16 protein-coding genes are annotated in these 22,860 nt (G+C 73.0%); 2 read left to right on the forward strand and 14 right to left on the reverse strand.

The genetic code is table 11. The annotated features are described in order from the left end of the window. Positions 1–30 precede the first annotated feature (30 nt). From ispG to ABZ873_RS11775, 8 genes are all read right to left on the reverse strand, one after another. Positions 31–1,188: a flavodoxin-dependent (E)-4-hydroxy-3-methylbut-2-enyl-diphosphate synthase gene (gene ispG / locus ABZ873_RS11740; RefSeq protein WP_360868921.1), complete on the reverse strand. Its 1,158-nt coding sequence runs from the start codon at positions 1,186–1,188 to the stop codon at positions 31–33. Between the two features lie 176 nt (positions 1,189–1,364). Next, the gene (locus ABZ873_RS11745) at positions 1,365–2,666 is read right to left on the reverse strand and encodes a site-2 protease family protein (RefSeq protein WP_360868924.1); all 1,302 of its coding nucleotides are present in this window, start codon (positions 2,664–2,666) and stop codon (positions 1,365–1,367) included. Beyond that, entirely contained in the window at positions 2,663–3,916 is a 1,254-nt protein-coding gene (gene dxr, locus ABZ873_RS11750; RefSeq protein ID WP_360868926.1) for a 1-deoxy-D-xylulose-5-phosphate reductoisomerase, read from the reverse strand. Before dxr ends, ABZ873_RS11745 begins: the two co-directional genes overlap by 4 nt. 61 nt (positions 3,917–3,977) lie before the next feature. Further along, positions 3,978–5,321, reverse strand: a complete 1,344-nt coding sequence (locus ABZ873_RS11755; protein ID WP_360868929.1) for a hypothetical protein — start codon at positions 5,319–5,321, stop codon at positions 3,978–3,980. A 94-nt stretch (positions 5,322–5,415) separates the two neighbouring features. After that, the gene (locus tag ABZ873_RS11760; protein WP_360868932.1) at positions 5,416–7,401 is read right to left on the reverse strand and encodes an acyl-CoA dehydrogenase family protein; all 1,986 of its coding nucleotides are present in this window, start codon (positions 7,399–7,401) and stop codon (positions 5,416–5,418) included. Between the two features lie 207 nt (positions 7,402–7,608). Then, complete coding sequence (locus tag ABZ873_RS11765; RefSeq protein ID WP_360868934.1) at positions 7,609–9,054, reverse strand: aldehyde dehydrogenase family protein; 1,446 nt, start codon at positions 9,052–9,054, stop codon at positions 7,609–7,611. A 146-nt stretch (positions 9,055–9,200) separates the two neighbouring features. Further along, positions 9,201–10,781 carry a PucR family transcriptional regulator gene (locus ABZ873_RS11770; RefSeq protein WP_360868936.1) on the reverse strand — a complete coding sequence of 527 codons (1,581 nt, stop codon included), beginning with the start codon at positions 10,779–10,781 and terminating at the stop codon, positions 9,201–9,203. Positions 10,782–10,948: 167 nt separating this feature from the next. Further along, entirely contained in the window at positions 10,949–13,312 is a 2,364-nt protein-coding gene (locus ABZ873_RS11775; RefSeq protein ID WP_360868939.1) for an ATP/GTP-binding protein, read from the reverse strand. A gap of 239 nt (positions 13,313–13,551) precedes the next feature. Here ABZ873_RS11775 and gabT point away from each other — a divergent pair, with 239 nt between their 5' ends. After that, positions 13,552–14,901, forward strand: coding sequence for a 4-aminobutyrate--2-oxoglutarate transaminase (gene gabT, locus ABZ873_RS11780; protein WP_360868941.1), 1,350 nt, complete (start codon positions 13,552–13,554; stop codon positions 14,899–14,901). Positions 14,902–15,433: 532 nt separating this feature from the next. Next, positions 15,434–15,895 (forward strand): phosphatase PAP2 family protein, encoded by a 462-nt coding sequence (locus ABZ873_RS11785; RefSeq protein WP_360868944.1) that lies wholly within the window; start codon positions 15,434–15,436, stop codon positions 15,893–15,895. Here the strand turns inward: ABZ873_RS11785 and ABZ873_RS11790 are convergent. The 6 genes from ABZ873_RS11790 to ABZ873_RS11815 all read right to left on the reverse strand — a co-directional run bounded on the left by ABZ873_RS11790 (position 15,855) and on the right by ABZ873_RS11815 (position 22,775). After that, on the reverse strand, positions 15,855–17,663 hold the full coding sequence (locus ABZ873_RS11790) for a glycoside hydrolase family 18 protein (protein ID WP_360868947.1): 1,809 nt from the start codon (positions 17,661–17,663) through the stop codon (positions 15,855–15,857). The two genes, ABZ873_RS11785 and ABZ873_RS11790, sit on opposite strands and share 41 nt — an antisense overlap. 90 nt (positions 17,664–17,753) lie before the next feature. After that, the gene (locus tag ABZ873_RS11795) at positions 17,754–18,218 is read right to left on the reverse strand and encodes a hypothetical protein (protein ID WP_360868949.1); all 465 of its coding nucleotides are present in this window, start codon (positions 18,216–18,218) and stop codon (positions 17,754–17,756) included. A 191-nt stretch (positions 18,219–18,409) separates the two neighbouring features. Further along, positions 18,410–19,828 (reverse strand): FAD-dependent oxidoreductase, encoded by a 1,419-nt coding sequence (locus ABZ873_RS11800; RefSeq protein WP_360868951.1) that lies wholly within the window; start codon positions 19,826–19,828, stop codon positions 18,410–18,412. Between the two features lie 48 nt (positions 19,829–19,876). Continuing rightward, complete coding sequence (locus ABZ873_RS11805) at positions 19,877–20,683, reverse strand: ABC transporter permease (RefSeq protein ID WP_360868954.1); 807 nt, start codon at positions 20,681–20,683, stop codon at positions 19,877–19,879. Further along, positions 20,683–21,612: an ABC transporter permease gene (locus tag ABZ873_RS11810; RefSeq protein ID WP_360868957.1), complete on the reverse strand. Its 930-nt coding sequence runs from the start codon at positions 21,610–21,612 to the stop codon at positions 20,683–20,685. The genes ABZ873_RS11805 and ABZ873_RS11810 overlap by 1 nt, the downstream gene beginning before the upstream one ends. Continuing rightward, positions 21,609–22,775 carry an ABC transporter ATP-binding protein gene (locus tag ABZ873_RS11815; RefSeq protein WP_360868960.1) on the reverse strand — a complete coding sequence of 389 codons (1,167 nt, stop codon included), beginning with the start codon at positions 22,773–22,775 and terminating at the stop codon, positions 21,609–21,611. The genes ABZ873_RS11810 and ABZ873_RS11815 overlap by 4 nt, the downstream gene beginning before the upstream one ends. Between the last annotated feature and the right edge of the window lie 85 nt (positions 22,776–22,860).

A 22,860-nucleotide genomic window follows, 5' to 3' on the forward strand; every position in this document is an offset into this window, starting at 1 on the left:
GCGGGATCCCCGGGTGCGGGGTCCTCGGGCTCAGACCCCGATGGCGACGGAGGGCTCGCCGCTGGCGACGCCGTCGGCCTCCATCTGCGCGGCGATCTTCATCGCCTCCTCGATCAGGGTCTCCACGATCTTGGACTCGGGCACGGTCTTGATGACCTCGCCCTTCACGAAGATCTGGCCCTTGCCGTTGCCGGAGGCGACACCGAGGTCGGCCTCGCGGGCCTCGCCGGGGCCGTTGACGACGCAGCCCATGACCGCGACGCGCAGCGGGACCTCCATGCCCTCCAGGCCCGCGGTGACCTCCTCGGCCAGCTTGTAGACGTCGACCTGGGCGCGGCCGCAGGAGGGGCAGGAGACGATCTCCAGGCGGCGCGGCTTGAGGTTCAGGGACTCCAGGATCTGGATGCCGACCTTGACCTCCTCCGCCGGCGGGGCGGAGAGGGAGACGCGGATGGTGTCGCCGATGCCCTCGGAGAGCAGGGCGCCGAAGGCGACGGCGGACTTGATGGTGCCCTGGAAGGCGGGGCCGGCCTCGGTGACGCCGAGGTGCAGCGGGTAGTCGCAGGCGGCGGCGAGCTGGCGGTAGGCGTTGACCATCACGACCGGGTCGTTGTGCTTGACCGAGATCTTGATGTCGCTGAAACCGTGCTCCTCGAAGAGGGACGCCTCCCACAGCGCGGACTCGACCAGCGCCTCGGGGGTGGCCTTGCCGTACTTCTTGAGCAGACGGGCGTCGAGGGAGCCGGCGTTCACGCCGATGCGGATCGGGGTGCCCGCGTCCTTCGCGGCCCGCGCGATCTCCTTGACCTTGTCGTCGAACTGCTTGATGTTGCCGGGGTTGACGCGGACGGCGGCGCAGCCGGCGTCGATCGCGGCGAAGACGTACTTCGGCTGGAAGTGGATGTCCGCGATGACCGGGATCTGGGACTTCTTGGCGATCACGGCGAGGGCGTCGGCGTCGTCCTGGGTCGGGCAGGCGACGCGGACGATGTTGCAGCCGGAGGCGGTCAGCTCGGCGATCTGCTGGAGGGTCGCACCGATGTCGGAGGTGCGGGTGGTGGTCATCGACTGGACGGAAATGGGCGCGTCACCGCCGACGGCCACGGAGCCGACCTGGATCTTGCGGCTGACCCGGCGGTCGGCAAGCTTCGTCGGCACGGACGGCATTCCGAGAGAGATGGCAGTCATCTGCTGTGCAACCCCAAGGTGTGGATCAAGGTCCCGAGATCGGCGGGCTCCGGCCTTCGAGGTTACGCCAACCACGGGACGCCCCGTGCATCCGAGGGGGTGCGCCACCCGAACGCGGGGAGCCGGGCACGATCCGTGCCCGGCTCCCGGAGGCGTGCGGCGGAGCGCCGCCGCGCCTAGGTGATCTTGATGGGGTTCACCACGTCCGCCACCATCACCAGCAGCGTGAAGCAGATGAACAGCCCCGCGACCACGTACGCCACGGGCATCAGCTTCGCCACGTCGAACGGGCCGGGGTCGGGCCGCCGGAACACCCGGGCGACCTTGCGCCGCAGCGATTCCCACAGGGCGCCGGCGATGTGCCCGCCGTCGAGCGGGAGCAGCGGCAGCATGTTGAACAGGAACAGCGAAAGGTTGAATCCGGCCAGCAGGTTGAGGAAGAAGACCAGCTGGTGCTGGGCGGGGATGTCGAGGGTGAAGATCTCACCGCTGACGCGGGCCGCGCCCACCACGCCCATGGGGCTGTCCTGCTTGCGCTCGGCCCCGTTGAAGGCGGCGTTCCACAGGTCCGGGACCTTGGAGGGCAGGGCGACCAGCGACTGCACGCCGGCCTCCATCATCTCGCCCATGCGGTCGACGGACTGGCCGAAGGACTGGGGTACGTAGCCGGCCGCGGGGGCGAAGCCGAGGAAGCCCGCGGTGACGTACTCGTCCTTGACGTAGCGGCCGCTGCCGTCGGTCCTGGCCACCTTGTTCTCGATCAGGTTCGCCCGGAGGTCCAGGCGCTGCCCGGCCCGCTCGACGGTGATCGTGGCGGGGCCGACGGTGGCGCGGATGTCCTTCTGGAGCGCCGACCAGTCCCCGACCGTCCGGCCGTTGAAGGCCACGATCTTGTCGCCCGCCTTGAGGCCGGCGGCCTTGGCGGGGGCGGCCGGGTCGGTGGGCTGGCACTTGTCGCGCTTCTCGCTCTGCTGGATGACGCAGTCGGAGACGGTGGCGACCGAGGTGGTCTGGGTGTTCAGCCCGAAGGTCATCAGCGTGGTGAGGAAGATCGCCACGGCGAGGACCAGGTTCATGAAGGGCCCGGCGAACATCACGATCACGCGCTTCCACGGCTTGCGCGTGTAGAAGAGCCGGCTCTCGTCGCCGGGCTGCAGCTCCTCGTACGCGGCCGAGCGCGCGTCCTCGATCATCGACCGGAACGGCGAGGTGGAGCGGGCGGTGACCTTGCCGTCCTCGCCGGGCGGGAACATCCCGATCATGCGGATGTAGCCGCCCATCGGGATGGCCTTGATCCCGTACTCGGTCTCGCCCTTCCTCCGCGACCAGATGGTCGGGCCGAAGCCGACCATGTACTGCGGCACCCGGATGCCGAACAGCTTGGCCGTGGAGAGGTGCCCCAGTTCGTGCCACGCGATGGAGACCAGCAGGCCGACCGCGAAGATCACGATTCCGAGCACCGTCATCAGAAGTGTCATGCGCGCGCCTCCGCGGCGGCCCGCGCCGCCATCTCCCGCGCCCGGGCTCTGGCCCAGGTCTCTGCCTCAAGGACGTCCTCGACGGTCAGGGAGGTTCCGGATGCCGGGTTCCCGTGCTCGTCGACCACGGCAGAGACCGTATCCATGATTGCTGTGAACGGCAGCCGTCCGGCGAGGAACGCCTCCACGCACTCCTCGTTGGCCGCGTTGAAGACGGCCGGGGCGGTGCCGCCGAGGGCGCCGACGTGGCGGGCCAGGCCGACGGCCGGGAACGCCTCGGTGTCCAGCGGGAAGAACTCCCAGGTGGAGGCGGTGCTCCAGTCGAAGGCGGGGGCGGCGTCCGGGATCCGGTGGGGCCAGCCGAGGCCGACGGCGATGGGGCCGCGCATGTCCGGCGGGGTGGCCTGGGCGAGGGTGGAGCCGTCGGTGAACTCCACCATCGAGTGCACGTAGGACTGCGGGTGGACGACGACCTCGATCTGCTCGAAGGGGATGTCGTAGAGCAGGTGGGCCTCGATGACCTCCAGGCCCTTGTTGACCAGCGTGGCCGAGTTCACCGTGATCACCGGGCCCATGGCCCAGGTGGGGTGCGCGAGGGCGTCCTCGACGGTCACCTCGGCCAGCTCGGCGCGGGTACGGCCGCGGAAGGGCCCGCCGGAGGCGGTCACCACGAGCTTGCGCACGTCGGCGCGGGTGCCGGCGGCGAGGGCCTGGAAGAGGGCCGCGTGCTCGGAGTCCACCGGGATGATCTGGCCGGGCTTCGCCAGCGCCTTGACCAGCGGGCCGCCGACGATCAGCGACTCCTTGTTGGCCAGGGCCAGGGTCCGGCCGGCCCGCAGCGCGGCCAGGGTCGGCGCGAGGCCGATGGAGCCGGTGATGCCGTTGAGGACGGTGTGGCACGGGGAGGCGGCCAGCTCGGTCGCGGCGTCCGGCCCGGCCAGGATCTCGGGCAGCGCCTCACCCGGCCCGTACTGGGCGCTCAGGGCCTCTTTCAGGGCCGGTACGGCGTCCTCGCGGGCCACGGCCACCTTCTCGGCCCGCAGCAGCCGGGCCTGCTCGGCCAGCAGCCCGACCCGGCCGCCGGCGGCGGACAGGGCGGTGACCCGGAAGCGGTCCGGGTTACGCAGGGCCAGGTCGATGGCCTGGGTGCCGATGGATCCGGTGCACCCGAGGATGACGATGTCCCGGCGGCCGGCCGCGGGGTCGAAGAGGAGGTGCGGATCGGCGAGGGGGGCTGGACGGTCGCTCATGCCCCCATTGTTGCCGCAACTCGGGACGGCCAGGACACGCAGTCCCCCGGAAGACACGGCCCTACGGTACGGAACCGGCCGCGGCGGCTGCCTCGCACAGCTCCGGCACCGTCCCCGTGAAGTCCGGCAGCGCCCGGGCGGCCCGCCACCACGCCCCCGGGTCGTCCCCGAGGGCGGCGGTCAGCCGCGCGGTCTCGGCGTGCGCGGCGAGCACGGGGGCGGGCCAGTCGTGGCGGTCGGGGCCGTCCGCGTCCCCGAGCCAGTGGTCCTCGTCCAGGGCCCAGCAGGCGGGCACCTTGTGCCGGATCACGTCCTCACCGGTGAGCAGCCCGCGGGCGAGGCAGTCCCGGATCCAGCGGATGTCCTCCCGGACGGAGTCCATGGGCACCGCGAGGCTGACGAGAGCCAGCGCCCGCTCCGCCGTGAACTGTCCGGGCTCCCACTCCCCGCGGGGCTCGGGCGGATCCTGCGCCGCCCGCGGCCCGAGCAGCCGGAGCACGGGCCCGAGGGGGGACCGTACGGGCTCCCCGGCGGCGGGGCCGGCCGCGAGGGCGGGATCCCCCGCGGCGATGGCGGCCACCAGCTCCGGCAGCGGGCCGCGGAAGCCGGGGGCGTGGTGTTCCAGGGCCTCCCAGTGGCGCGGGCTGCCGCCGAGCGGGGCCAGGGCGCGGGTGAGGGCGGTGCGCATCCCGGCCTGTTCGGGCAGGGACCAGCGCAGCCCGGTGGTGGCGGGGTGGTCCGCGAGGCGCAGGGCGAGGTGGGCGGGGGCGAGGTGGGAGACGAGCTCCTCGAAGGTGGCCAGCCCCATGCGGACGGCGCGGACGGGCGGCCGGTGCCAGGCGCCCCGGGCCTCGTACGCCGGGCACGCGCGGGTGTCGAGCAGCGCGAGGCAGGTCTCCAGGGGCAGCCCGCCGGCCAGCAGCAGGGCCTCCACGGCGCCGGGCGGCAGGGGGTCCCGGGCGTGCTCGCGCAGGAGGGCGGCCGGGTCGAGCCGGTCGTGCGGCACGCGCAGCAGGGTGAGGGGGGCGCGGGGGCGGCGGCCGTGCCGGCGCAGCAGCGCGAGCAGGGCCTCCTGGCCGAGCGGACCGGGCCCGGCGGGGGCCAGCAGCCCGGGGGCGGGGCCGGGACGGGCCGCGTACCGGGCGGGGCCGGGCAGGCCGGGCAGCGGGCGGCCGACGACGCGGGGGTTGCGGGCGATGTAGCCGCGGTCGGTGTCGCTGCCGTGGCGCAGCAGCAGGGTCACGGTGGGCGCGGACAGCCAGGCGTCCCGGCAGAGGTATTTGCGGGTGGGGCCGTCGAGCCGGTGGATCACGTCGAGGACGACGTGGTCCGGTGCGTGGCGCAGCAGGTGCGCCACGCACCAGGCCAGCCGTCGGCTGGTGCGGTCTTCCTGGGCCGTCGGCATCGTTCGTCCGCCTCGCGCTGTGCTCGCGGGCGCCGCCGGGGCGGCCGCCCGCTCATCCTCGTACGTCTGTCCGACGTCCGGCGATGATCGCAGGTCAGCGGAGGGGGCGGTGGACGTTTTCCCGAGTCGGCGGTCCGGGTGTGGCGTCCGCGATCCAGGGGCCGTCCCCGGAGGCGTCGAGCACGCCCTCCTCCAGCCAGGCGTAGGTGCCGGACAGGACACCGGCGACGACCTTGCGGTCGAGGTCGTCGGTGTTGGACCAGAGCCTGCCGAACAGCTCCTCCACGCGCAGCCGGGACTGCTCGCAGAAGGCGTCGGCGAGCTGGTACGCCTCGCGGCCGTGCTCTCCGGAGGCGCGCAGGTGCTCGGCGCGCACGCACGCGGCGCTCATCGCGAAGAGCTCGGCGCCGATGTCGACGATCCGGCCCAGGAAGCCCTGCTTGGTCTCCATCCGGCCCTGCCAGCGCGACATGGCGTAGAAGGTGGACCGGGCGAGTTTGCGGGCGCTGCGCTCGACATAGCGCAGGTGGGCGGAGAGGTCGGGGTGGCCGCCGGGGTGGAAGGCCCGGTAGCTGCCGGGGACATGGCCGGGGCCGGCGGCCAGCTTGGGCAGCCAGCGGGCGTAGAACCCGGCGGCGCGGGCGCCGGCCCTGGCCTTCTCGCCGAGGTCCTTCTCGGGGTCGATGAGGTCTCCGGCGACGGAGAGGTGGGCGTCGACGGCCTCCCGGGCGATCAGCAGGTGCATGATCTCGGTGGAGCCCTCGAAGATCCGGTTGATGCGCAGGTCGCGGAGCATCTGCTCGGCGGGCACGGCCCGTTCGCCGCGGGCGGCCAGGGACTCGGCGGTCTCGAAGCCGCGGCCGCCGCGGATCTGGACCAGCTCGTCGGCCATCAGGCAGGCCATCTCGGAGCCGTAGAGCTTGGCGAGGGCGGCCTCGATGCGGATGTCGTTGCGGTCCTCATCGGCCATCTGGGAGGAGAGGTCGACGACCGCTTCGAGGGCGAAGGTGGTGGCGGCGATGAAGGAGATCTTGGCGCCGACGGCCTCGTGCTGGGCGACGGGCCGGCCCCACTGCTCGCGGACGGCCGACCACTCTCGGGCGATCTTCAGGCACCATTTGCCGGCGCCGACGCACATGGCGGGCAGTGAGAGCCGGCCGGTGTTCAGCGTGGTGAGGGCGATCTTGAGCCCCGCGCCCTCGGCGCCGATGCGCTGGTCGGCGGGGACCCGCACCCGGTGGAAGCGGGTGACGCCGTTCTCCAGTCCGCGCAGGCCCATGAAGGCGTTGCGGTTCTCGACGGTGATGCCCGGGGAGTCGGCCTCCACGACGAAGGCGGTGATGCCGCCGCGGTGGTTCTCGCTGCGGGGGACGCGGGCCATGACCACGAGCAGGTCCGCGACGACCCCGTTGGTGGTCCACAGCTTCACGCCGTCGAGCACGTAGGCGTCGTCGCCGTCGGGGACGGCCGTGGTGGCCAGGCGCGCCGGGTCGGAGCCCACATCGGGCTCGGTGAGCAGGAAGGCGCTGATGGCGCTGGTGGCGCAGCGCGGCAGGTAGGCGTCCTTCTGGGCCTGGGTGCCGAACATCTTCAGCGGCTGGGGCACGCCGATCGACTGGTGCGCCGAGAGCAGGGCGCCGATGGCCGGGCTGAGGGAGCCGACGAGGGCGAGGGCCTTGTTGTAGTAGACCTGGGTCAGGCCGAGGCCCCCGTACTTGGGGTCGATCTTCATGCCGAGGGCGCCGAGCTCCTTGAGCCCGCGCACGGTCTCGTCGGGGATCCTCGCCTCGCGTTCGATGCGGGCGGCGACGCCGTCGGCGAGCTGGGCCTCGCAGAACTCCCGCAGCCGGGCGAGGAACGCCTCGCCGCGCCGGACGTCCTCGTCGGGCGGCAGGGGGTGCGGGTGGATCAGGTCGAGCCGGAACCGGCCGAGGAAGAGCTCCTTGGCGAAGCTCGGTTTGCGCCAGTCCTGCTCGCGGGCCGCCTCCGCGACCTGCCGTGCCTCGCGCTCGGTCACCTTGGGCCGGGCGCCGCCTGGCTGGACCGGCTGTGCGGGCTGTGCGGGCTGTGTTGCCGACATTCGGGGCTCACCTCGCCGCTGGTACGGGTCGTTACCGATGGGTGCTACCTGTGAGTCGTACCCTGCCCCGCCCGGTGGGAAAAGCGGGGACGGTCCAGCCGGGGGAACGGCGGCGGCCGGGTGGCGTTCTGCCGGCCGGGAAAAGGGGGACGGCCGGAGCCCCCGCACAGTTCGGGCTCCGGCCGTCGGCTCGTTGGCCGTACGAGATCAGATGTCGAGGCCGGTCAGGACCAGGACCCGCTCGTACGTGTAGTCGTCCATCGCGTAGCGGACGCCCTCGCGGCCGACACCCGACTGCTTGACGCCGCCGTAGGGCATCTGGTCGGCACGGTAGGAGGGGGCGTCGCCGATGATCACGCCGCCGACCTCCAGCTCGCGGTGGGCGCGGAAGGCGGTCTGGACGTCGTGGGTGAAGACGCCGGCCTGGAGGCCGAACTTCGAGTCGTTGACCGCGGCGAACGCCTCGTCGGTGTTCTCGACCCGCAGGAGGGTCAGGACCGGGCCGAAGACCTCCTCGGTGGCGAGCTTGACCCCGTCCGGCACGTTCGCCAGGACGGTGGGCTCGTACGAGGCGCCCTCGCGCTTGCCGCCGGTGAGCAGCTTGGCGCCGGCCGAGACGGCCTCGTCCACCCAGGACTCGACGCGCTGGGCGGCGGCCTCGGAGACGAGCGGGCCGACGTCGGTGGCCGAGTCGGACGGGTCACCGGTGACCTGCGCCTGGACCTTCGTGACGACCTTCTCCACGAGGCGGTCGTAGACGGAGGCGTCGGCGATCACGCGCTGCACGGAGATGCAGGACTGGCCGGCCTGGTAGTTCGAGAAGGTCGCGATACGGGTCGCGGCCCAGTCCAGGTCGGTGTCGGAGGACCAGTCGTCCAGGACCACGGCCGCCGCGTTGCCGCCGAGCTCCAGGGTGCAGTGCTTGTGGGGCACCGACTGCTGGATGGCGTAGCCGACGGTGTCGGAGCCGGTGAAGGAGATGACGGGCAGGCGCTCGTCCTTGACCAGCGCGGGCATCTTGTCGTTCGCGACCGGCAGCACCGACCAGGAGCCGGCCGGGAGGTCGGTCTCGGCCAGCAGCTCGCCCAGGATCAGGCCGGACAGCGGGGTGGCCGGGGCCGGCTTGAGGATGATCGGCGCGCCGACGGCGATGGCCGGGGCCACCTTGTGGGCGCACAGGTTCAGCGGGAAGTTGAACGGGGCGATACCGAGGACCGGGCCCTTGACGAAGCGGCGGGTCAGCGCGAGGCGGCCGACACCACCGGCGTCGGTGTCGAGGCGCTGGGCCTCTCCGCCGTTGAAGCGGCGGGCCTCCTCGGCGGCGAAGCGGAACACGGACACCGCACGGCCGACCTCACCGCGGGCCCACTTGACCGGCTTGCCGTTCTCGGCGGAGATCAGCTGGGCGATCTCCTCGGTGCGCTCGGCGAGCCGCTTGGACACGTGGTCCAGGGCCGCGGCCCGTACGTGGGCGGGGGTCGCGGAGAACTCCGCCGTCACGGCGTACGCCGCGGCCACGGCCTCTTCGACCTGCTCGTCGGTGGGCACGCTGACGGTGGCGACCGTCCGGCCGTCCCACGGGGAGTGGACGTCGAAGCTGTCCTCGCCGGTGGCCTGGCGGCCGGCGAGCCAGAAGGCGTGGGTGGAAGTCATGCGAATCCCGGCCCTTCGGATGGGTGCGGTGGGTCCTGACCCCTCCACCGTAGGACTCCGCGGGCGTTTCGGCGTTTGTCCCTGATGGAGCGGCGGGTCGGCCCGCTTCGCCGGTTTGGCGCGGTCACCGGCCGCGCCGTGATCTCTCAGGCGGGGGTGGAGGTGGCTTTCAGGGCGAGCCACAGCTCCATGCGGACGTCCGGGTCCTCCAGGGAGCGGCCCAGGATCTCCTCGACGCGCTTCATCCGGTAGCGCAGCGTGTGCCGGTGCACGCCCAGGTCGGCGGCGGCCGCGTCCCACTGGCCGTGCCGGGAGAGCCATGCCTGGAGCGAGGCCACCAGGTCCCCGCGGCCGGTCGCGTCGTGCTCGCGGAGCGCGCGCAGGGTGCCGTCCGCGAAGGCCCGTACGGCGTCGTCGGCCAGCAGCGGCAGGACCGAGCCCGCCGCCATGTCCTCGTGCTCCACCATCGGGCGGCCCCGGCGGCGGGCCACGGCCAGCGCCTGGTCGGCCTGCTTGAGGGCCGCCGCGACCCCGCCGGGCCCGGCCGGTGCGGACATCCCGATGACCAGCTCGTCCGGCTCGGGCCCGGCCGCCTCCCGGCCCCGGCGGGCCTCCAGGGCCTCCGCGTGGTCCGCGCACGCCTGGACGGCCGCCCCGGCGTCGCAGGCCAGGACGAGGAGCCGGCCCGGTCCGGGGACCACGAGCAGGGCCTCCCCGCTCCGGGCGGCCGCCGACTCGACGGTGTCGGCCAGCAGCGCCAGGCCCTCCGGCTGGGCGGTGCCGGGCAACGCGGGCTCGGCCGCGATCAGCCGGAACGGCGCGTCCAGCAGGGAGCCGTAGAGGTCGCCGGCCACGGCGCGGGCGTGGTCCGGCTCCCCCGCCAGCAGCATCCGCAGCACCGCCGCGCCCAGCCGGGCCTCGGCGTCGTGCAGGGAGCGGGAGCGCTCGGTGGTGAGGGTCAGCAGGGCGACGGCGGAGTGCACGGCGTAGCGCTCGGCCGTGCCCAGCGGGGCGCCGGTGCCGACGGCGAGCGCGCCGCGCGCCCGGCGGCCGGTGCCCAGGGACTGGAGCTCGACGCGGTCCTCGGAGCCGCCGACCACGGCGCTGGCGGGCGCGGGCCGCTCCCGCAGCCGCTCCACGTCGGCGGTGAGCCGGGCGGCGCGGCGCGCGGCCCATTCGGGCGCGGCGGCGACCACCGCGCCCGAGGCGTCGTAGAGCGCGGCCCAGCCGTGCACGTGGGCGGCGAGCCGGGTGAGCAGTTCGGCGGGGCCGTCGGCGGAGAGCGCGGCGCGGGTCAGCTCGCGCTGCGCCTCGAAGCCGGCGGTGACGGCCCGGTACTGGTCGGCGGCGAGGGCGGCGGAGACGGCCTTGCTGATGGCGAGGAACGGGGTCCGGCGTGGCACCTCCAGCAGCGGCATGTCCTCGGCCCGCGCGGCCTCGACCAGGGCCTCGGGCACCGCCTCGTAGTTCACGCCGATCGCGAAGCCGATGCCGACCACTCCGGCCGCGGCGAGGCGGCGTACGTAGGCGCGCATCTCCCGCGGGTCGTCCGCGTCCAGCTTCATGGCGGTGATCAGGAGCAGTTCGCCGCCCTCCATATAGGGGACGGGGTCGGCGAGCTCGCTGACGTGGGCCCAGCGCACGGGGGTGTCCAGCCGGCCCTCCCCGGCCCGGACGCCGAGCTTGAGGGCCGAGTGCTGGACGAGGGAGGCGAGGGTCAGCGGCATCGGTTACCAGGGGCCTTAGCGGGAGGGGGCGGCGTAGGGAGGGCACAGGGGGCGCTAACCACCGCGGCGGGGGCGGGGGCCGGGGCGGGGCCACCGGCCGCGCATTTCGCCGCGCCGTACGAACGGCCCCTCTCGATTCTGCCACCCCGTACGGGTCGCGTCGCGGCTCAGCCCACCCCGTCCAGCCGTACGAGCAGCGGCGCGGCCCGCTCCCCCCGCACGCTGGTGAGCGAGAGCACGGCGTGGCCGGGGGGCACGGCGTGCGCGAGGTCGGAGGCGGACCAGCGCTCGCGCTCCACCTGGCGGACGGTCACCGCGTCGGTGGTGACGGCCTTGCCGGTGACGATCTTGCGGAAGGCGTGGATGGCCCGGGTCAGCGGCTGGTCGGCGAAGACGGTGCGGTGGGTGACGTCGCGGGTCTCCACCCACTCGGTGCCCCATGCCTCGGCGAAGCGCTTGCCGTCCCAGGTGGTGACCCCGGAGAAGGCCATCCGGCAGCCGACCGCGCCGAGCAGCGGGGTCCGCAGCTCCTCGGGTACGTCGTCCAGGGTGCGCAGGGTGAGCAGGACGCCCGCGTGCGCCGAGCGCAGCCGCTGTACGCCGCGCACGGTCTGCGCGGTCAGTGTGTGCGAGGCGTCGTCGAGGGCGAGGAAGGCGAAGAGCGAGCGGTCGGCGCGGGCGGTGGCGGCGGCGGTGAACTGGGCGAGCAGCAGCCGGGCCAGCATCCGGGAGGCGTCGGCGTGCGCGCGCTCGGGCAGGTCCACGCGGACCCGGACCGGGTGCTCCAGGGCGCGCAGCGAGAAGGGGCGCCCCTGGCCGGTGGTGTCGAAGAACCCGGCGAAGGCGGGCCGGTCCAGCAGCGCCACCCGGTCGGCGAGGGCCGGGCCGGGGTCGCCGGGGGCGCCGTGCTGGCGGATGCGCGCTTCGAGCTCGCGCAGCATCGGGTGCGGGGCGGCCAGCTCGCGGCGCAGGGCGTCGAGGGCGGCGGGGACCTGGTCGAGCAGTTCGCGCAGCTCGGGGACGGAGGGGAAGCGGCCGTACGCCGCCCGGAACGGGCCGAGGAGCTGGGCGAGGGCAGTGGCGGCGCGGCGGACGTCGGTGCCGGGGACGTCGGCGACGAACGCCTCGGCGAGGAGGGTGGCGGCCTCGTCGGGGTCGGTGGCGCCGCCGTAGAGGTCGAGGTCGTGGACGGAGGCGGGGTCGCCGATGCGGACGACGACGTCGTAGGCGTCGTCGGGGCCGAGCTGCGCCCCGGCCGCGCCGACGGCGACGACGGCGGCCTGGCCGGCGAGGGCCTGGAGGGCGAGGCTCTCGACGACGGGGCGGACCAGCCGGCGGGTCTTGCCGGTGCCGGAGGGGCCGACGGCGAGGAGGGAGGTGCCGAGGACGTCGGGGTCGAGGGCGAGGGAGGTGCCGCGGCGGGGGTAGGGGTTGCGGATGCCGTCGTCGACGGTGCCGAGCAGCACCTGGCGGGCCAGCAGATCGTGCCGGGCGGCCCGGACGGGCAGGTCGCGCGCGCCGGAGGGGTGCAGGCAGGCGGCGGCCCCCTTGTCCCGCACGGCGTCCCCGAAGGCCCGCATCCGCGAGGGATCGACCCGCACGGACTCCCAGGCCCGCCGGATCCGCGCATAGTCCACATCATTCATCCCCCCACTCCCCACGACCCCCTCCAGCCGCTCCGCCACATCCCCCATCCCGGCCCCACGCACCTCGGACCACCGCAGGGGGTCGTCGTCCGAGGGGTGCTGCGCCGCGGGTCCGGCGGGCGTGGCCGCAGCAGCGGCCGCCGGCGGCGTGGAGCGGCCCCGCGGGCCCCGCCACCCCGCCAGCCGGACGAAGAGGTAGACCACCGGTCCGTACAGCACCGCGTACAACAGGGCGGTGGCGAGCCTGCCCGCGCTCCCCATCTCGCGGTAGGGAAGGTGGCCGAATGCCAGGGCGTCCGCGGGCAGGGTCTTCGTCGCGATGAGCATCGTGACGAACAGCGCTACAGCTGCCGCGCCTGCGATCCGCGCGCCGGAGCCGCGCACCGCGACGAGCCGTTCGAAGGCCAGGCCCCAGGCTCCCAGCCGGCTGAACCAGAAGACCAGCGCTCCCGTCAGCAGCAATTCATATGCCTGCAAGGCCGCTGCGCCGCGGTGATCGGTGGCTCCGCCGCCGAACTCCCACCAGTCCCGGGGTGTGAAGAGCTTCAGCGGCACGTCGGCGTAGGGGATGTAGTTGTTGGTCAGCAGGGACCAGAGCAGTACGCAGGCCAAGAAGGAGATGACCGCACCGATCAGCAGCGATCGGTCGGTGGCGGCCTCTGCCTCCTCCCCCTTCCGGGGCTCGTATCCGAACCGCCAGACCCCCGGTTCGGTCTGCGGCCGCGGGGCCCGGACCCAGTCCGCGAGGGTGGGGCCCACGCTGGGCGCGTGGACCGGTTTCGGCGGGGCCGTGGGAACGCGCGGCGGGGCGGAGGGAGGGGTGGTCGGTCCGGGAACGTGGCCCCCTCGCGTCGCGTGACCGTCGTACGTGCCCTCGGTGTCCATGAAACCCCTGCCCCCTGCCCGTGACGTGCCCTGCGGCGCTCAATCTAGTGCCCGGTACCGGGCCTGGGGCGCGTACAGCGGCACTCCCCACAAGACGCGTCTCTCTGCCTTCCTATGGCCGTCGCGGACAAGGACACGTTGAGATCACTACCGAACGGAGCATGCAGGACCCCCGCTCGCGGGCCTAGCCTGCGGACAAAGAGACAAGTGCGTCCGAAAACACCCCCCAGGAGCCCTCTATGACCGCTGTCCCGCAGGAGCGCAAGATCGTCACCGCGATCCCCGGCCCCAAGTCGCAGGAGCTGCAGGCCCGTCGCCTGGAGACGGTGGCCGGTGGCGTGGGCTCCGTGCTGCCCGTCTTCACCGCCCGCGCCGGCGGCGGGATCATCGAGGACGTCGACGGCAACCGCCTCATCGACTTCGGCTCCGGCATCGCCGTGACCTCCGTCGGCGCCTCCGCCGAGGCCGTCGTACGCCGCGCGTCCGCGCAGCTCGCCGACTTCACCCACACCTGTTTCATGGTCACCCCGTACGAGGGCTACGTCGAGGTCTGCGAGGCCCTCGCCGAGCTGACCCCGGGTGACCACGCCAAGAAGTCGGCCCTGTTCAACTCCGGCGCCGAGGCCGTCGAGAACGCCGTCAAGATCGCCCGTTCGTACACCAAGCGCCAGGCCGTCGTCGTCTTCGACCACGGCTACCACGGCCGCACGAACCTCACCATGGCGCTGACCGCGAAGAACATGCCCTACAAGCAGGGCTTCGGCCCCTTCGCCCCCGAGGTCTACCGCGTCCCGGTCGCCTACGGCTACCGCTGGCCCACCGGTGCCGAGAACTGCGGCCCCGAGGCCGCCGCCCAGGCGATCGACCAGATCAGCAAGCAGATCGGCGCCGAGAACGTCGCCGCGATCATCATCGAGCCGGTCCTCGGCGAGGGCGGCTTCATCGAGCCGGCCAAGGGCTTCCTGCCCGCCATCGTGAAGTTCGCCAACGAGAACGGCATCGTCTTCGTCGCCGACGAGATCCAGTCCGGCTTCTGCCGCACCGGCCAGTGGTTCGCCTGCGAGGACGAGGGCATCGTCCCCGACCTGATCACCACCGCCAAGGGCATCGCGGGCGGTCTGCCGCTCGCCGCCGTCACCGGCCGCGCCGAGATCATGGACTCCGCCCACGCGGGCGGCCTGGGCGGCACCTACGGCGGCAACCCGGTGGCCTGCGCCGGCGCGCTCGGCTCCATCGAGACCATGAAGGAGCTCGACCTCAACGCCAAGGCGAAGAAGATCGAGGCCGTCATGAAGGCCCGTCTGACGGCCATGCAGGAGAAGTACGAGATCATCGGCGACATCCGCGGCCGCGGTGCGATGATCGCGATCGAGCTGGTCAAGGACCCGGTCTCCAAGACCCCGTTCCCGGAGGCGGCCGGCGCGCTCGCCAAGGCGTGCCACGCCGAGGGCCTGCTCGTCCTCACCTGCGGCACCTACGGCAACGTGCTCCGCTTCCTCCCGCCGATCGTCATCGGCGAGCACCTGCTGAACGAGGGCCTGGACCTCATCGAGGCGGCCTTCGCCGCCATCGGCACGGACACCGTCTGAGCCCGGTACGGACGCCTTCCGGGCCCGGGGTGAACGCCCTCCGGGCCCGCGCGTACGACCACGTGCTCGAAGGGCGGGAACGTCCGAGCGCACGATCCACCCCCTACCGACGGTAACGGGCGGACGCTGTGAAGAAGGTGTGGGGGGCCGATGGCGGGAACGCGTTCCCGCTGTCGGTCCCCCTTCCGCTGCCGTACGGTTTCTGCAGATGAGTGAGAAAGCTCGCCCCCGGGCCACCGGAGGCGATACCGGTACAGAGCTTCCCCAGCGCCGTACTGGGCATGCGTTCGCGCACACTCCTCGCCGATCGGACGGCCGTCCGCCCCAAACCCCCCGGGGCGTCCGGCGTGCCGGTCCGGGCGGCCGTCCCGGAACCATCCCCCCTGTTCCGGGACGGCCGGCCATCTTCCGAGGCGCCCTCGCCGCCTCCGCGCTCTGCATCCTCCTCCTCGCGCTGATCACCTGGCAGGTCCTGGCCGGCGGCCCGCTGCTGGACCCGGACGCCCGGATCAGCCGCGCCCTGGTCCGTACCGTGCCCGACGCCGTCACCGAGCGCCTGTCGGACCTCGGGAACATCCCGGTCGCCGTACCGGTGCTGGCGCTGGCCGCCGCGTACGCCGCCCTGCGCGGGAACCGCCGCGGCGCCGCGGCCGCGGTGGTGGCGATGGCCCTGGTCCCGGCCCTCGTGGTGCCGCTCAAGGCGTGGACGGGCCGGCCGGGACCGCTGGAGCCCTGGGCCGCGGGCTACTTCCCCTCGGGCCACACCGCCACCGCGTTCGTCGCGTACACGGGCGCGGCCCTGCTCCTGCGGCCCTACGCCGGCCGCCGCCGGCCGGTGGCCGCCGCCCTGGTCCTGACGGGGGCGACGGCCACGGGGCTGGTGCTGCGCGGCTTCCACTGGCCGCTGGACGTGCTGGCCAGTCTGCTGCTGTGCACTCCGCTGCTGCTGGCGGTCAGGTGGTCCTGCCGTAGTACGCGTCGAAGTTCCGGCTGAACTCCCAGCCGCCGAAGCGGTCCCAGTTCACCGACCAGGTCATCAGGCCGCGCAGGCCCGGCCAGGTGCCGTGGGTGCGGTAGCTCCCGCAGTCGGTGTTCCGCGTCAGGCAGTTGAGCGCCTTGGTGACCTCGGCGGGCGAGGTGTGCCCGTTGCCCGCGTTCGGGGTGGCCGGCAGGCCGATGGCCACCTGGTCCGGGCGCAGGGCGGGGAAGACCCGGGAGGTGTTCCCGGCGACCGGGAAGCCGGTGAGCAGCATGTCGGTCATGGCGATGTGGAAGTCCGCGCCGCCCATGGAGTGGTACTGGTTGTCGAGGCCCATGATCGGGCCGGAGTTGTAGTCCTGGACGTGCAGCAGGGTGAGGTCGTCGCGCAGGGCGTGGATGACGGGCAGGTACGCGCCGGCCCGCGGGTCCTGGCCGCCCCAGGGGCCGGAGCCGTAGAACTGGTAGCCGAGCTGGACGAAGAAGGTCTCGGGGGCCATGGTCAGGACGAAGCCGGGGCCGTAGCGGGCCTTGAGGGTCTTCACCGCGGAGATCAGGTGGACGATGCCCGGGGTGGTGGGGTTGCGGAAGTCGGTGTCGCCGGTGGCCAGGGAGAGGGAGTGGCCCTCGAAGTCGATGTCGAGGCCGTCCAGTCCGTACTCGTCGATGATCCGTCCGACGGAGGAGACGAAGGTGTCGCGGGCGGCGGTGGTCGGGAGCTGCACCTGGCCGTTCTGGCCGCCGATGGAGATCAGCACCTTCTTGCCGGCGGCCTGCTTGGCGCGGACGGCGGCCTTGAACTCGGCCGGGGACTCCACGTTCGGGCATTCGGCGACGGGGCAGAGCCGGAAGCGGATGTCGCCGGAGGTCACCGAGGTGGGTTCGCCGAAGGCGAGGTTGATGACGTCCCAGGAGGCGGGTACGTCGGCCATGCGGACATGGCCGGAGCCGTTGGCGAAGCTCGTGTGCAGATAGCCGACGAGGGCGTGGGCGGGCAGTCCGCCGCCTCCCCCGCCGCCGGTGCCGGTGGTCACGGAGACGGGCGCGCTCGGCGCGGACTCGCCCGCCGCGTTCACGGCGCTGACGCGGAAGGTGTAGGCGGTGGCGGGCGCGAGTCCGGTGACGGTGGCCGAGGCGGAGCCCGTGGGCAGGGGCGCGGCGCCGTCGCGGTGGACGGTGTACGAGGTGGCCCCGGGCACCGCCGTCCAGCCCAGCAGCACCGAGGAGGACGAGGTGGCGGTGGCCGTGAGGCCGGTGGGGACGGCCGGGGGCCGGGGCTGGCCGGGGCCGCCGGGGTCGGGGCCGACGAGGGTGACGTCGTCGGTGAGATGGGCGGGCTGGCCGTACCAGCCGTGCGTGAACACGGTGACCGAGGTGGTGGCCGGGCCGGTGCGGAAGGTGGTGCTCAGCTGCTTCCAGGCGCCCGGGCTCTGCGTCCAGGCGGAGACGTCGGTGGTACCGGTGCCGCTCGCGCCGAGGTAGACGTACGCGCCCTGCACCCAGGCGGTGAGCGTGTACGCGGAGTCGGGCGCGACGGCGACGGTCTGGGCGCAGCGGGCGTTGTCCTGCCCGGCCGGGGTGGCCCGCAGGGCGGAGCCGCCGCCGTGGACGGGGGAGGTGACGGCCGCTCCGCTCCCGGCGGAGCAGTTCCAGCCGTCGAGTCCGGCTTCGAAGCCGCCGTTGCGGACGAGGTCGGCGTCCGCCGCCGCGGCCGGCGGGCCCGCGGCGAGGAAACCGGCGGCCGCCAGGGCGGCGGCCGTGAGGAGGGACCAGGCTCTGCGCACAACTGCCTCCGGAGCATGGGGGGATGGAGCCAGGCTGCTGTCCCGTGAACGGCACAGCGGCGCCCAAGATGGTCCAGACCAATACCCCTGTCAAGGGTTGCGGCACTCCCCCGCCAGCACCTGGGCGGCCGCCTCGTGCATCGCGAGCTCCAGCAGGGCCGGGTCGGTGAGGGTGCCGCGGCCGTCCGGGAGCACCGCCCAGCGCACCCCGCCGGTCGCGCGGCCCGGGTACGGGACCACGATCCAGGTCCCGCTGCCCGCGCCCCGTACCCCCGTGCCGATCCAGCGGGAGGCGGTGCCCGGCGGGACGAAGAAGCCCATTCTGGACTCGCCGAAGTCCGCGAGCACCGGTCCGGGCCGGTCGAGCAGCCGGCCGAGCACGTCGAGGGTGGCCTGCCCCAGCTCCCCCGGCAGGATCAGCACGTCCCAGAGCCGGCCGGCGGGCAGCAGGGCCACCCCGAGGGGGTTGCGCTCCCACTCCCACCGGCAGGCGTCCGGGTCCGGCGCCGCCGAAACCAGCCAGTCCACCGCCGTCTTGTCCCCCGGGGTCTTCATCGCCGGGCCTCCGTTCCCTGTAGGTGAGGCGTTCTCACCAGCAGAGAGCGGGGCGGGGCCGGGCTATGACGCGGGTTTCACCACCTCGTGAAGGTGAACCGGGTCACATGGTGAACGGCGTCAGCGGCGCGAACGGCGGCAGCGGCGCGAACGGCGGCCCGACGGCGCGGCCCACCGCCCCGGCGTCCCGGTCAGCTGTCGAAGCCGAGCCCGAGCCGGTCCATCACCTTGAGCCACAGGTTCCGGTGGCCGCCCCGGGCGTCCGCGCGGGCCAGCGACCACTTGGTGAGGGCGATCCCGGTCCAGGCGAAGGGCTCGGGCGGGAACGGCATCGGCCGGGTGCGCACCATCTCCAGCCGGGTGCGCTCGGTCGACAGCCCGTCGAGCAGGTCGAGCATCACCTCCGCGCCGAAGCGGGTGGCGCCCACCCCGAGGCCGGTGTAGCCGGCGGCGTAGGCCACCTTCCCGGAATGGGCGGTCCCGAAGAAGGCCGAGAAGCGCGAGCAGGTGTCGATCGCGCCGCCCCAGGCATGGCTGAACCTGAGTCCTTCCAGCTGCGGGAAGGCGGTGAAGAAGTGCTCCGCGAGCTTGAGGTAGGTCTCGGGGCGGTGGTCGTACTCCGAGTCGAGCTTCCCCCGGTAGGGGTAGATCGCGTCGTAGCCGCCCCAGAGGATCCGGTTGTCCTTGGTGATCCGGAAGTAGTGGAACTGGTTGGCGCTGTCGCCCAGCCCCGGCCGGTTCTTCCAGCCGACGGCCGCGAGCTGCGCCTCGTCCAGCGGCTCGCTCATCAGCGCGTAGTCGTACACCGGGACGGTGAACGGCCGGATCCGCTTGACCAGCGAGGGGAAGATGTTGGTGCCCAGGGCCACCCGGCGGGCGAGGATCGTGCCGTAGGGGGTCTCCACCGTCATGCCGCGGCCCGCCGGGGCGAGCTTGAGGCCGCGGGTGTTCTCGTAGATCCGCACCCCGAGGTCCAGGCATGCCTGCTTGAGGCCCCAGGCCAGCTTCGCCGGGTTGAGCATGGCCACGCCGTCGCGGTCCCACAGGCCCGCGAGGAAGGTCGGGGAGTCGACCTCGGCGCGCACCGCCTCGCGGTCCAGCCATTCGGAGCCGTCGGCGAGGCCCAGGCGCAGGGCCTCCTGGTGCAGTTCGCGCAGCTCCTCGACCTGGTGCGGCTCGGTGGCCACGTCGATCTCGCCGGTGCGCTCGAAGTCGCAGTCGATGCCGTAGCGGGCCACCGCCTCCTCGATGGCGTCGAGGTTGCGGGCGCCCAGCTCCTCCAGCTTCGCCAGCTCCCCCGGCCAGCGGGCCAGGCCGTTGCCGAGGCCGTGGGTGAGGGAGGCGGCGCAGAAGCCGCCGTTGCGCCCGGAGGCGGCCCAGCCCGCCTCCTTGCTCTCGATGATCACGACATCCCGCCCGGGGTCGCGCTCCTTGGCGATCAGCGCGGTCCACAGCCCGCTGTACCCGGCGCCGATGACCAGCAGGTCGCAGCGCTCGTCGGAGGTCAGGGCCGGCTGGGGGGCCGGCCTGCCGGGGTCGTCCAGCCAGTAGGAGACCGGCTTCGCTTCGGAAAGGGATTTCGCAGCACTGCGCATGGCGACTGGGGCCATGTCTTCCAACTCCCTACGGGAACGTACGAGAAGCACGGGGCCGCGGAACTACTGCGGCTGTGCCTTCTTGCGGCGGTTGCCGGCCCACTGGCCGGCGAGGACCACCAGCACCGCGATGACGAACATCGCCGTGCCGATGACGTTGATCTGCACGGGCGTACCGCGCTGGGCCGATCCCCACACGAACATGGGGAAGGTGACGGTGTTGCCCGAGTTGAAGTTGGTGATGATGAAGTCGTCGAACGAGAGCGCGAAGGAGAGCAGCGCTCCCGCCGCGATTCCGGGTGCGGCGATCGGCAGGGTCACCCGTACGAAGGTCTGCACCGGCCCCGCGTAGAGGTCGCGGGCGGCCTCCTCCAGCCGGGGGTCCATGGACAGCACGCGCGCCTTGACCGCGGCGACGACGAAGCTGAGGCAGAACATGATGTGGGCGATCAGGATCGTCCAGAAGCCCAGCTGGATGCCCATGTTGAGGAAGAGCGCGAGCAGCGAGGCGGCCATCACGATCTCCGGCATGGCCATGGGCAGGAAGATCAGCGAGTTGACCGCGCCGCGCGCCCGGAACCGGTAGCGCACGAGGGCGAAGGCTATGGCGGTGCCGAGGGCGGTCGCCGCGAGCGTGGACCACAGGGCGATCTGGAGCGAGAGGCCGAGGGAGCCGCACAGGTCGGCGACGCCGCAGGGGTCCTTCCAGGCGTCGAGGGAGAACTCCTGCCAGGCGTAGTTGAACCGCCCCGAGGGGTTGTTGAAGGAGAAGACGGTGACGACGAGGTTCGGCAGGATCATGTACGCGAGCGTGCCGAGCCCCGCGATCACGACCAGGTTGCGCCGCAGCCAGGCGAGGGGGGTGCGCATCAGACCAGGTCCTCCGTCCCGGCTCGGCGGATGTAGACGGTGACCATGATCAGCACGATGGCCATGAGAATGAACGACAGCGCGGCCGCCGTCGGGTAGTCGAGGATCCTCAGGTACTGCGACTGGATGACGTTGCCGATCATCCGGGTGTCCGTGGAGCCGAGCAGTTCGGCGTTGACGTAGTCGCCGCTCGCCGGGATGAAGGTGAGCAGGGTCCCCGAGACCACGCCCGGCATGGACAGCGGGAAGGTCACCTTGCGGAAGACCGTGGCGGGGCGTGCGTAGAGGTCCCCGGCCGCCTCGTGGAGGCGGGTGTCGATGCGCTCCAGGGAGGAGTACAGCGGCAGGATCATGAAGGGCAGGAAGTTGTAGGTCAGACCGCAGACCACCGCGAGCGGCGTGGCCAGCACCCGGTCGCCCTCGGTCATGCCGAGCCAGCTGGTGACGTCGAGGAAGCCGACGCTGTTGAGGGCGGCGACCACCGGGCCGCCGTCGGCCAGGATCGTCTTCCAGGCCAGGGTGCGGATCAGGAAGCTGGTGAAGAACGGGGCGATGACCAGCACCAGGAGCAGGTTGCGCCAGCGGCCCGCCTTGAAGGCGATCAGATAGGCCAGCGGGTAGCCGAGCAGCAGGCACAGGGCGGTGGCGGTGCCGGCGTAGAGCAGGGAGCGCAGGAACTGCGGCAGGTACTCGGTGAAGGCGTCCCAGTAGGTCCGGAAGTGCCAGGTGACCTCGAAGCCCTCTTCGAGGGAGCCGGTCTGCACGGAGGTGGACGCCTGGTACACCATCGGCAGCACGAAGAAGACCAGCAGCCACAGGATCCCGGGGAGCAGCAGCCAGTACGGGACCAGCCGCTTGCGTACGGACGCCTTGTGGACCGGCGGTTCGGTGGCGGCGGGCGCCTGGGGCGGCGCGGCGGTGGCGGTCACGCGCTCGCCCCGGCGGTCTCGGCGCCCGCGTCGCCGACGGTGCCGGCGAGCGGGGACTGTCCGGCGTCGAGCCCGAAGGTGTGCTCCGGGTTCCAGTGCAGGACCACCTCGGTGCCCGGGACCAGGCGGGCGTCGCGTTCGATGTTCTGGACGTAGACCTCCAGCCCGGGGCAGGCGGGGCTGTCGACCACGAACTGGGTGGAGACGCCGATGAAGGAGGAGGCGGTGATCCGGCCGGTGACCTTGTTCCGGCCGGCCGCGACCGTGTGCTCCTCGTCGGCGGGGACCAGGGAGATCTTCTCGGGGCGGACGCCGACCAGCAGCTTCCCGCCGGTGCTCGGTGTGGTCGAACATCGGGCGGCGGGCAGCCGCAGGGCGGTGCCGGAGGCCAGGACGGTCACCTCGGAGCCGGCGGACCCCACGGCGGCCTCGATGAGGTTGGAGGTGCCGAGGAAGTTCGCGACGAAGGTGGTGCGGGGGTTCTCGTAGAGGTCGGCGGGGGCGCCCAGCTGCTCGACGCGGCCGCCGTTCATGACGGCGACCGTGTCGGCCATCGTCATGGCCTCCTCCTGGTCGTGCGTGACGTGCACGAAGGTGATGCCGACCTCGGTCTGGATCCGCTTGAGCTCCAGCTGCATCTGGCGGCGCAGCTTGAGGTCGAGGGCGCCCAGGGGCTCGTCGAGGAGGAGGACCTGCGGGTGGTTGATCAGGGCGCGGGCGACGGCCACGCGCTGCTGCTGGCCGCCGGAGAGCTGGTGGGGTTTGCGCTGGGCGAACTGACCGAGCTGGACCAGTTCCAGCATGTCGTCGACCTGCTTGCGGACGGACTTGATGCCGCGGCGGCGCAGGCCGAAGGCTATGTTCTCGAAGATGCTCAGGTGCGGGAAGAGCGCGTAGCTCTGGAAGACCGTGTTCACCGGGCGCTTGTAGGGCGGCAGGTGGGTGACCTCGCGGCCGCCGAGGTGGACCGTGCCGGTGGAGGGCTCCTCCAGGCCGGCGATCATGCGCAGGGTGGTGGTCTTCCCGCAGCCGGAGGCGCCGAGCAGGGCGAAGAAGGAGCCCTGGGGGATGGTGAGGTCCAGCGGGTGCACGGCGGTGAAGGTGCCGTAGTGCTTGCTGATCCCGGAGAGGCGGACGTCGCCGCCCTCGGTCGTGTCAGTCATGGATGGGTCCCGGGGTCGGTGGGGCGAGGAGGTCAGGGGGAGGAGCCCGCGGCGCGGGGCGGGGCGGGGCCGCGGGGCGGGGCCG

Source organism: Streptomyces sp. NPDC047014 (assembly GCF_040644195.1).
Lineage (GTDB): Bacteria > Actinomycetota > Actinomycetes > Streptomycetales > Streptomycetaceae > Streptomyces.

Coding starts and splice junctions, on each gene's coding strand:
- ABZ873_RS11745 (WP_360868924.1), bottom strand. CDS start 2,666: ATGACACTTCTGATGACGGTGCTCGGAATCGTGATCTTCGCGGTCGGC.
- ABZ873_RS11770 (WP_360868936.1), bottom strand. CDS start 10,781: ATGCCGCTGACCCTCGCCTCCCTCGTCCAGCACTCGGCCCTCAAGCTC.
- ABZ873_RS11775 (WP_360868939.1), bottom strand. CDS start 13,312: ATGGACACCGAGGGCACGTACGACGGTCACGCGACGCGAGGGGGCCAC.
- gabT (WP_360868941.1), top strand. CDS start 13,552: ATGACCGCTGTCCCGCAGGAGCGCAAGATCGTCACCGCGATCCCCGGC.
- ABZ873_RS11795 (WP_360868949.1), bottom strand. CDS start 18,218: ATGAAGACCCCGGGGGACAAGACGGCGGTGGACTGGCTGGTTTCGGCG.
- ABZ873_RS11815 (WP_360868960.1), bottom strand. CDS start 22,775: ATGACTGACACGACCGAGGGCGGCGACGTCCGCCTCTCCGGGATCAGC.
- ABZ873_RS11755 (WP_360868929.1), bottom strand. CDS start 5,321: ATGCCGACGGCCCAGGAAGACCGCACCAGCCGACGGCTGGCCTGGTGC.
- dxr (WP_360868926.1), bottom strand. CDS start 3,916: ATGAGCGACCGTCCAGCCCCCCTCGCCGATCCGCACCTCCTCTTCGAC.
- ispG (WP_360868921.1), bottom strand. CDS start 1,188: ATGACTGCCATCTCTCTCGGAATGCCGTCCGTGCCGACGAAGCTTGCC.
- ABZ873_RS11765 (WP_360868934.1), bottom strand. CDS start 9,054: ATGACTTCCACCCACGCCTTCTGGCTCGCCGGCCGCCAGGCCACCGGC.
- ABZ873_RS11800 (WP_360868951.1), bottom strand. CDS start 19,828: ATGGCCCCAGTCGCCATGCGCAGTGCTGCGAAATCCCTTTCCGAAGCG.
- ABZ873_RS11805 (WP_360868954.1), bottom strand. CDS start 20,683: ATGCGCACCCCCCTCGCCTGGCTGCGGCGCAACCTGGTCGTGATCGCG.
- ABZ873_RS11760 (WP_360868932.1), bottom strand. CDS start 7,401: ATGTCGGCAACACAGCCCGCACAGCCCGCACAGCCGGTCCAGCCAGGC.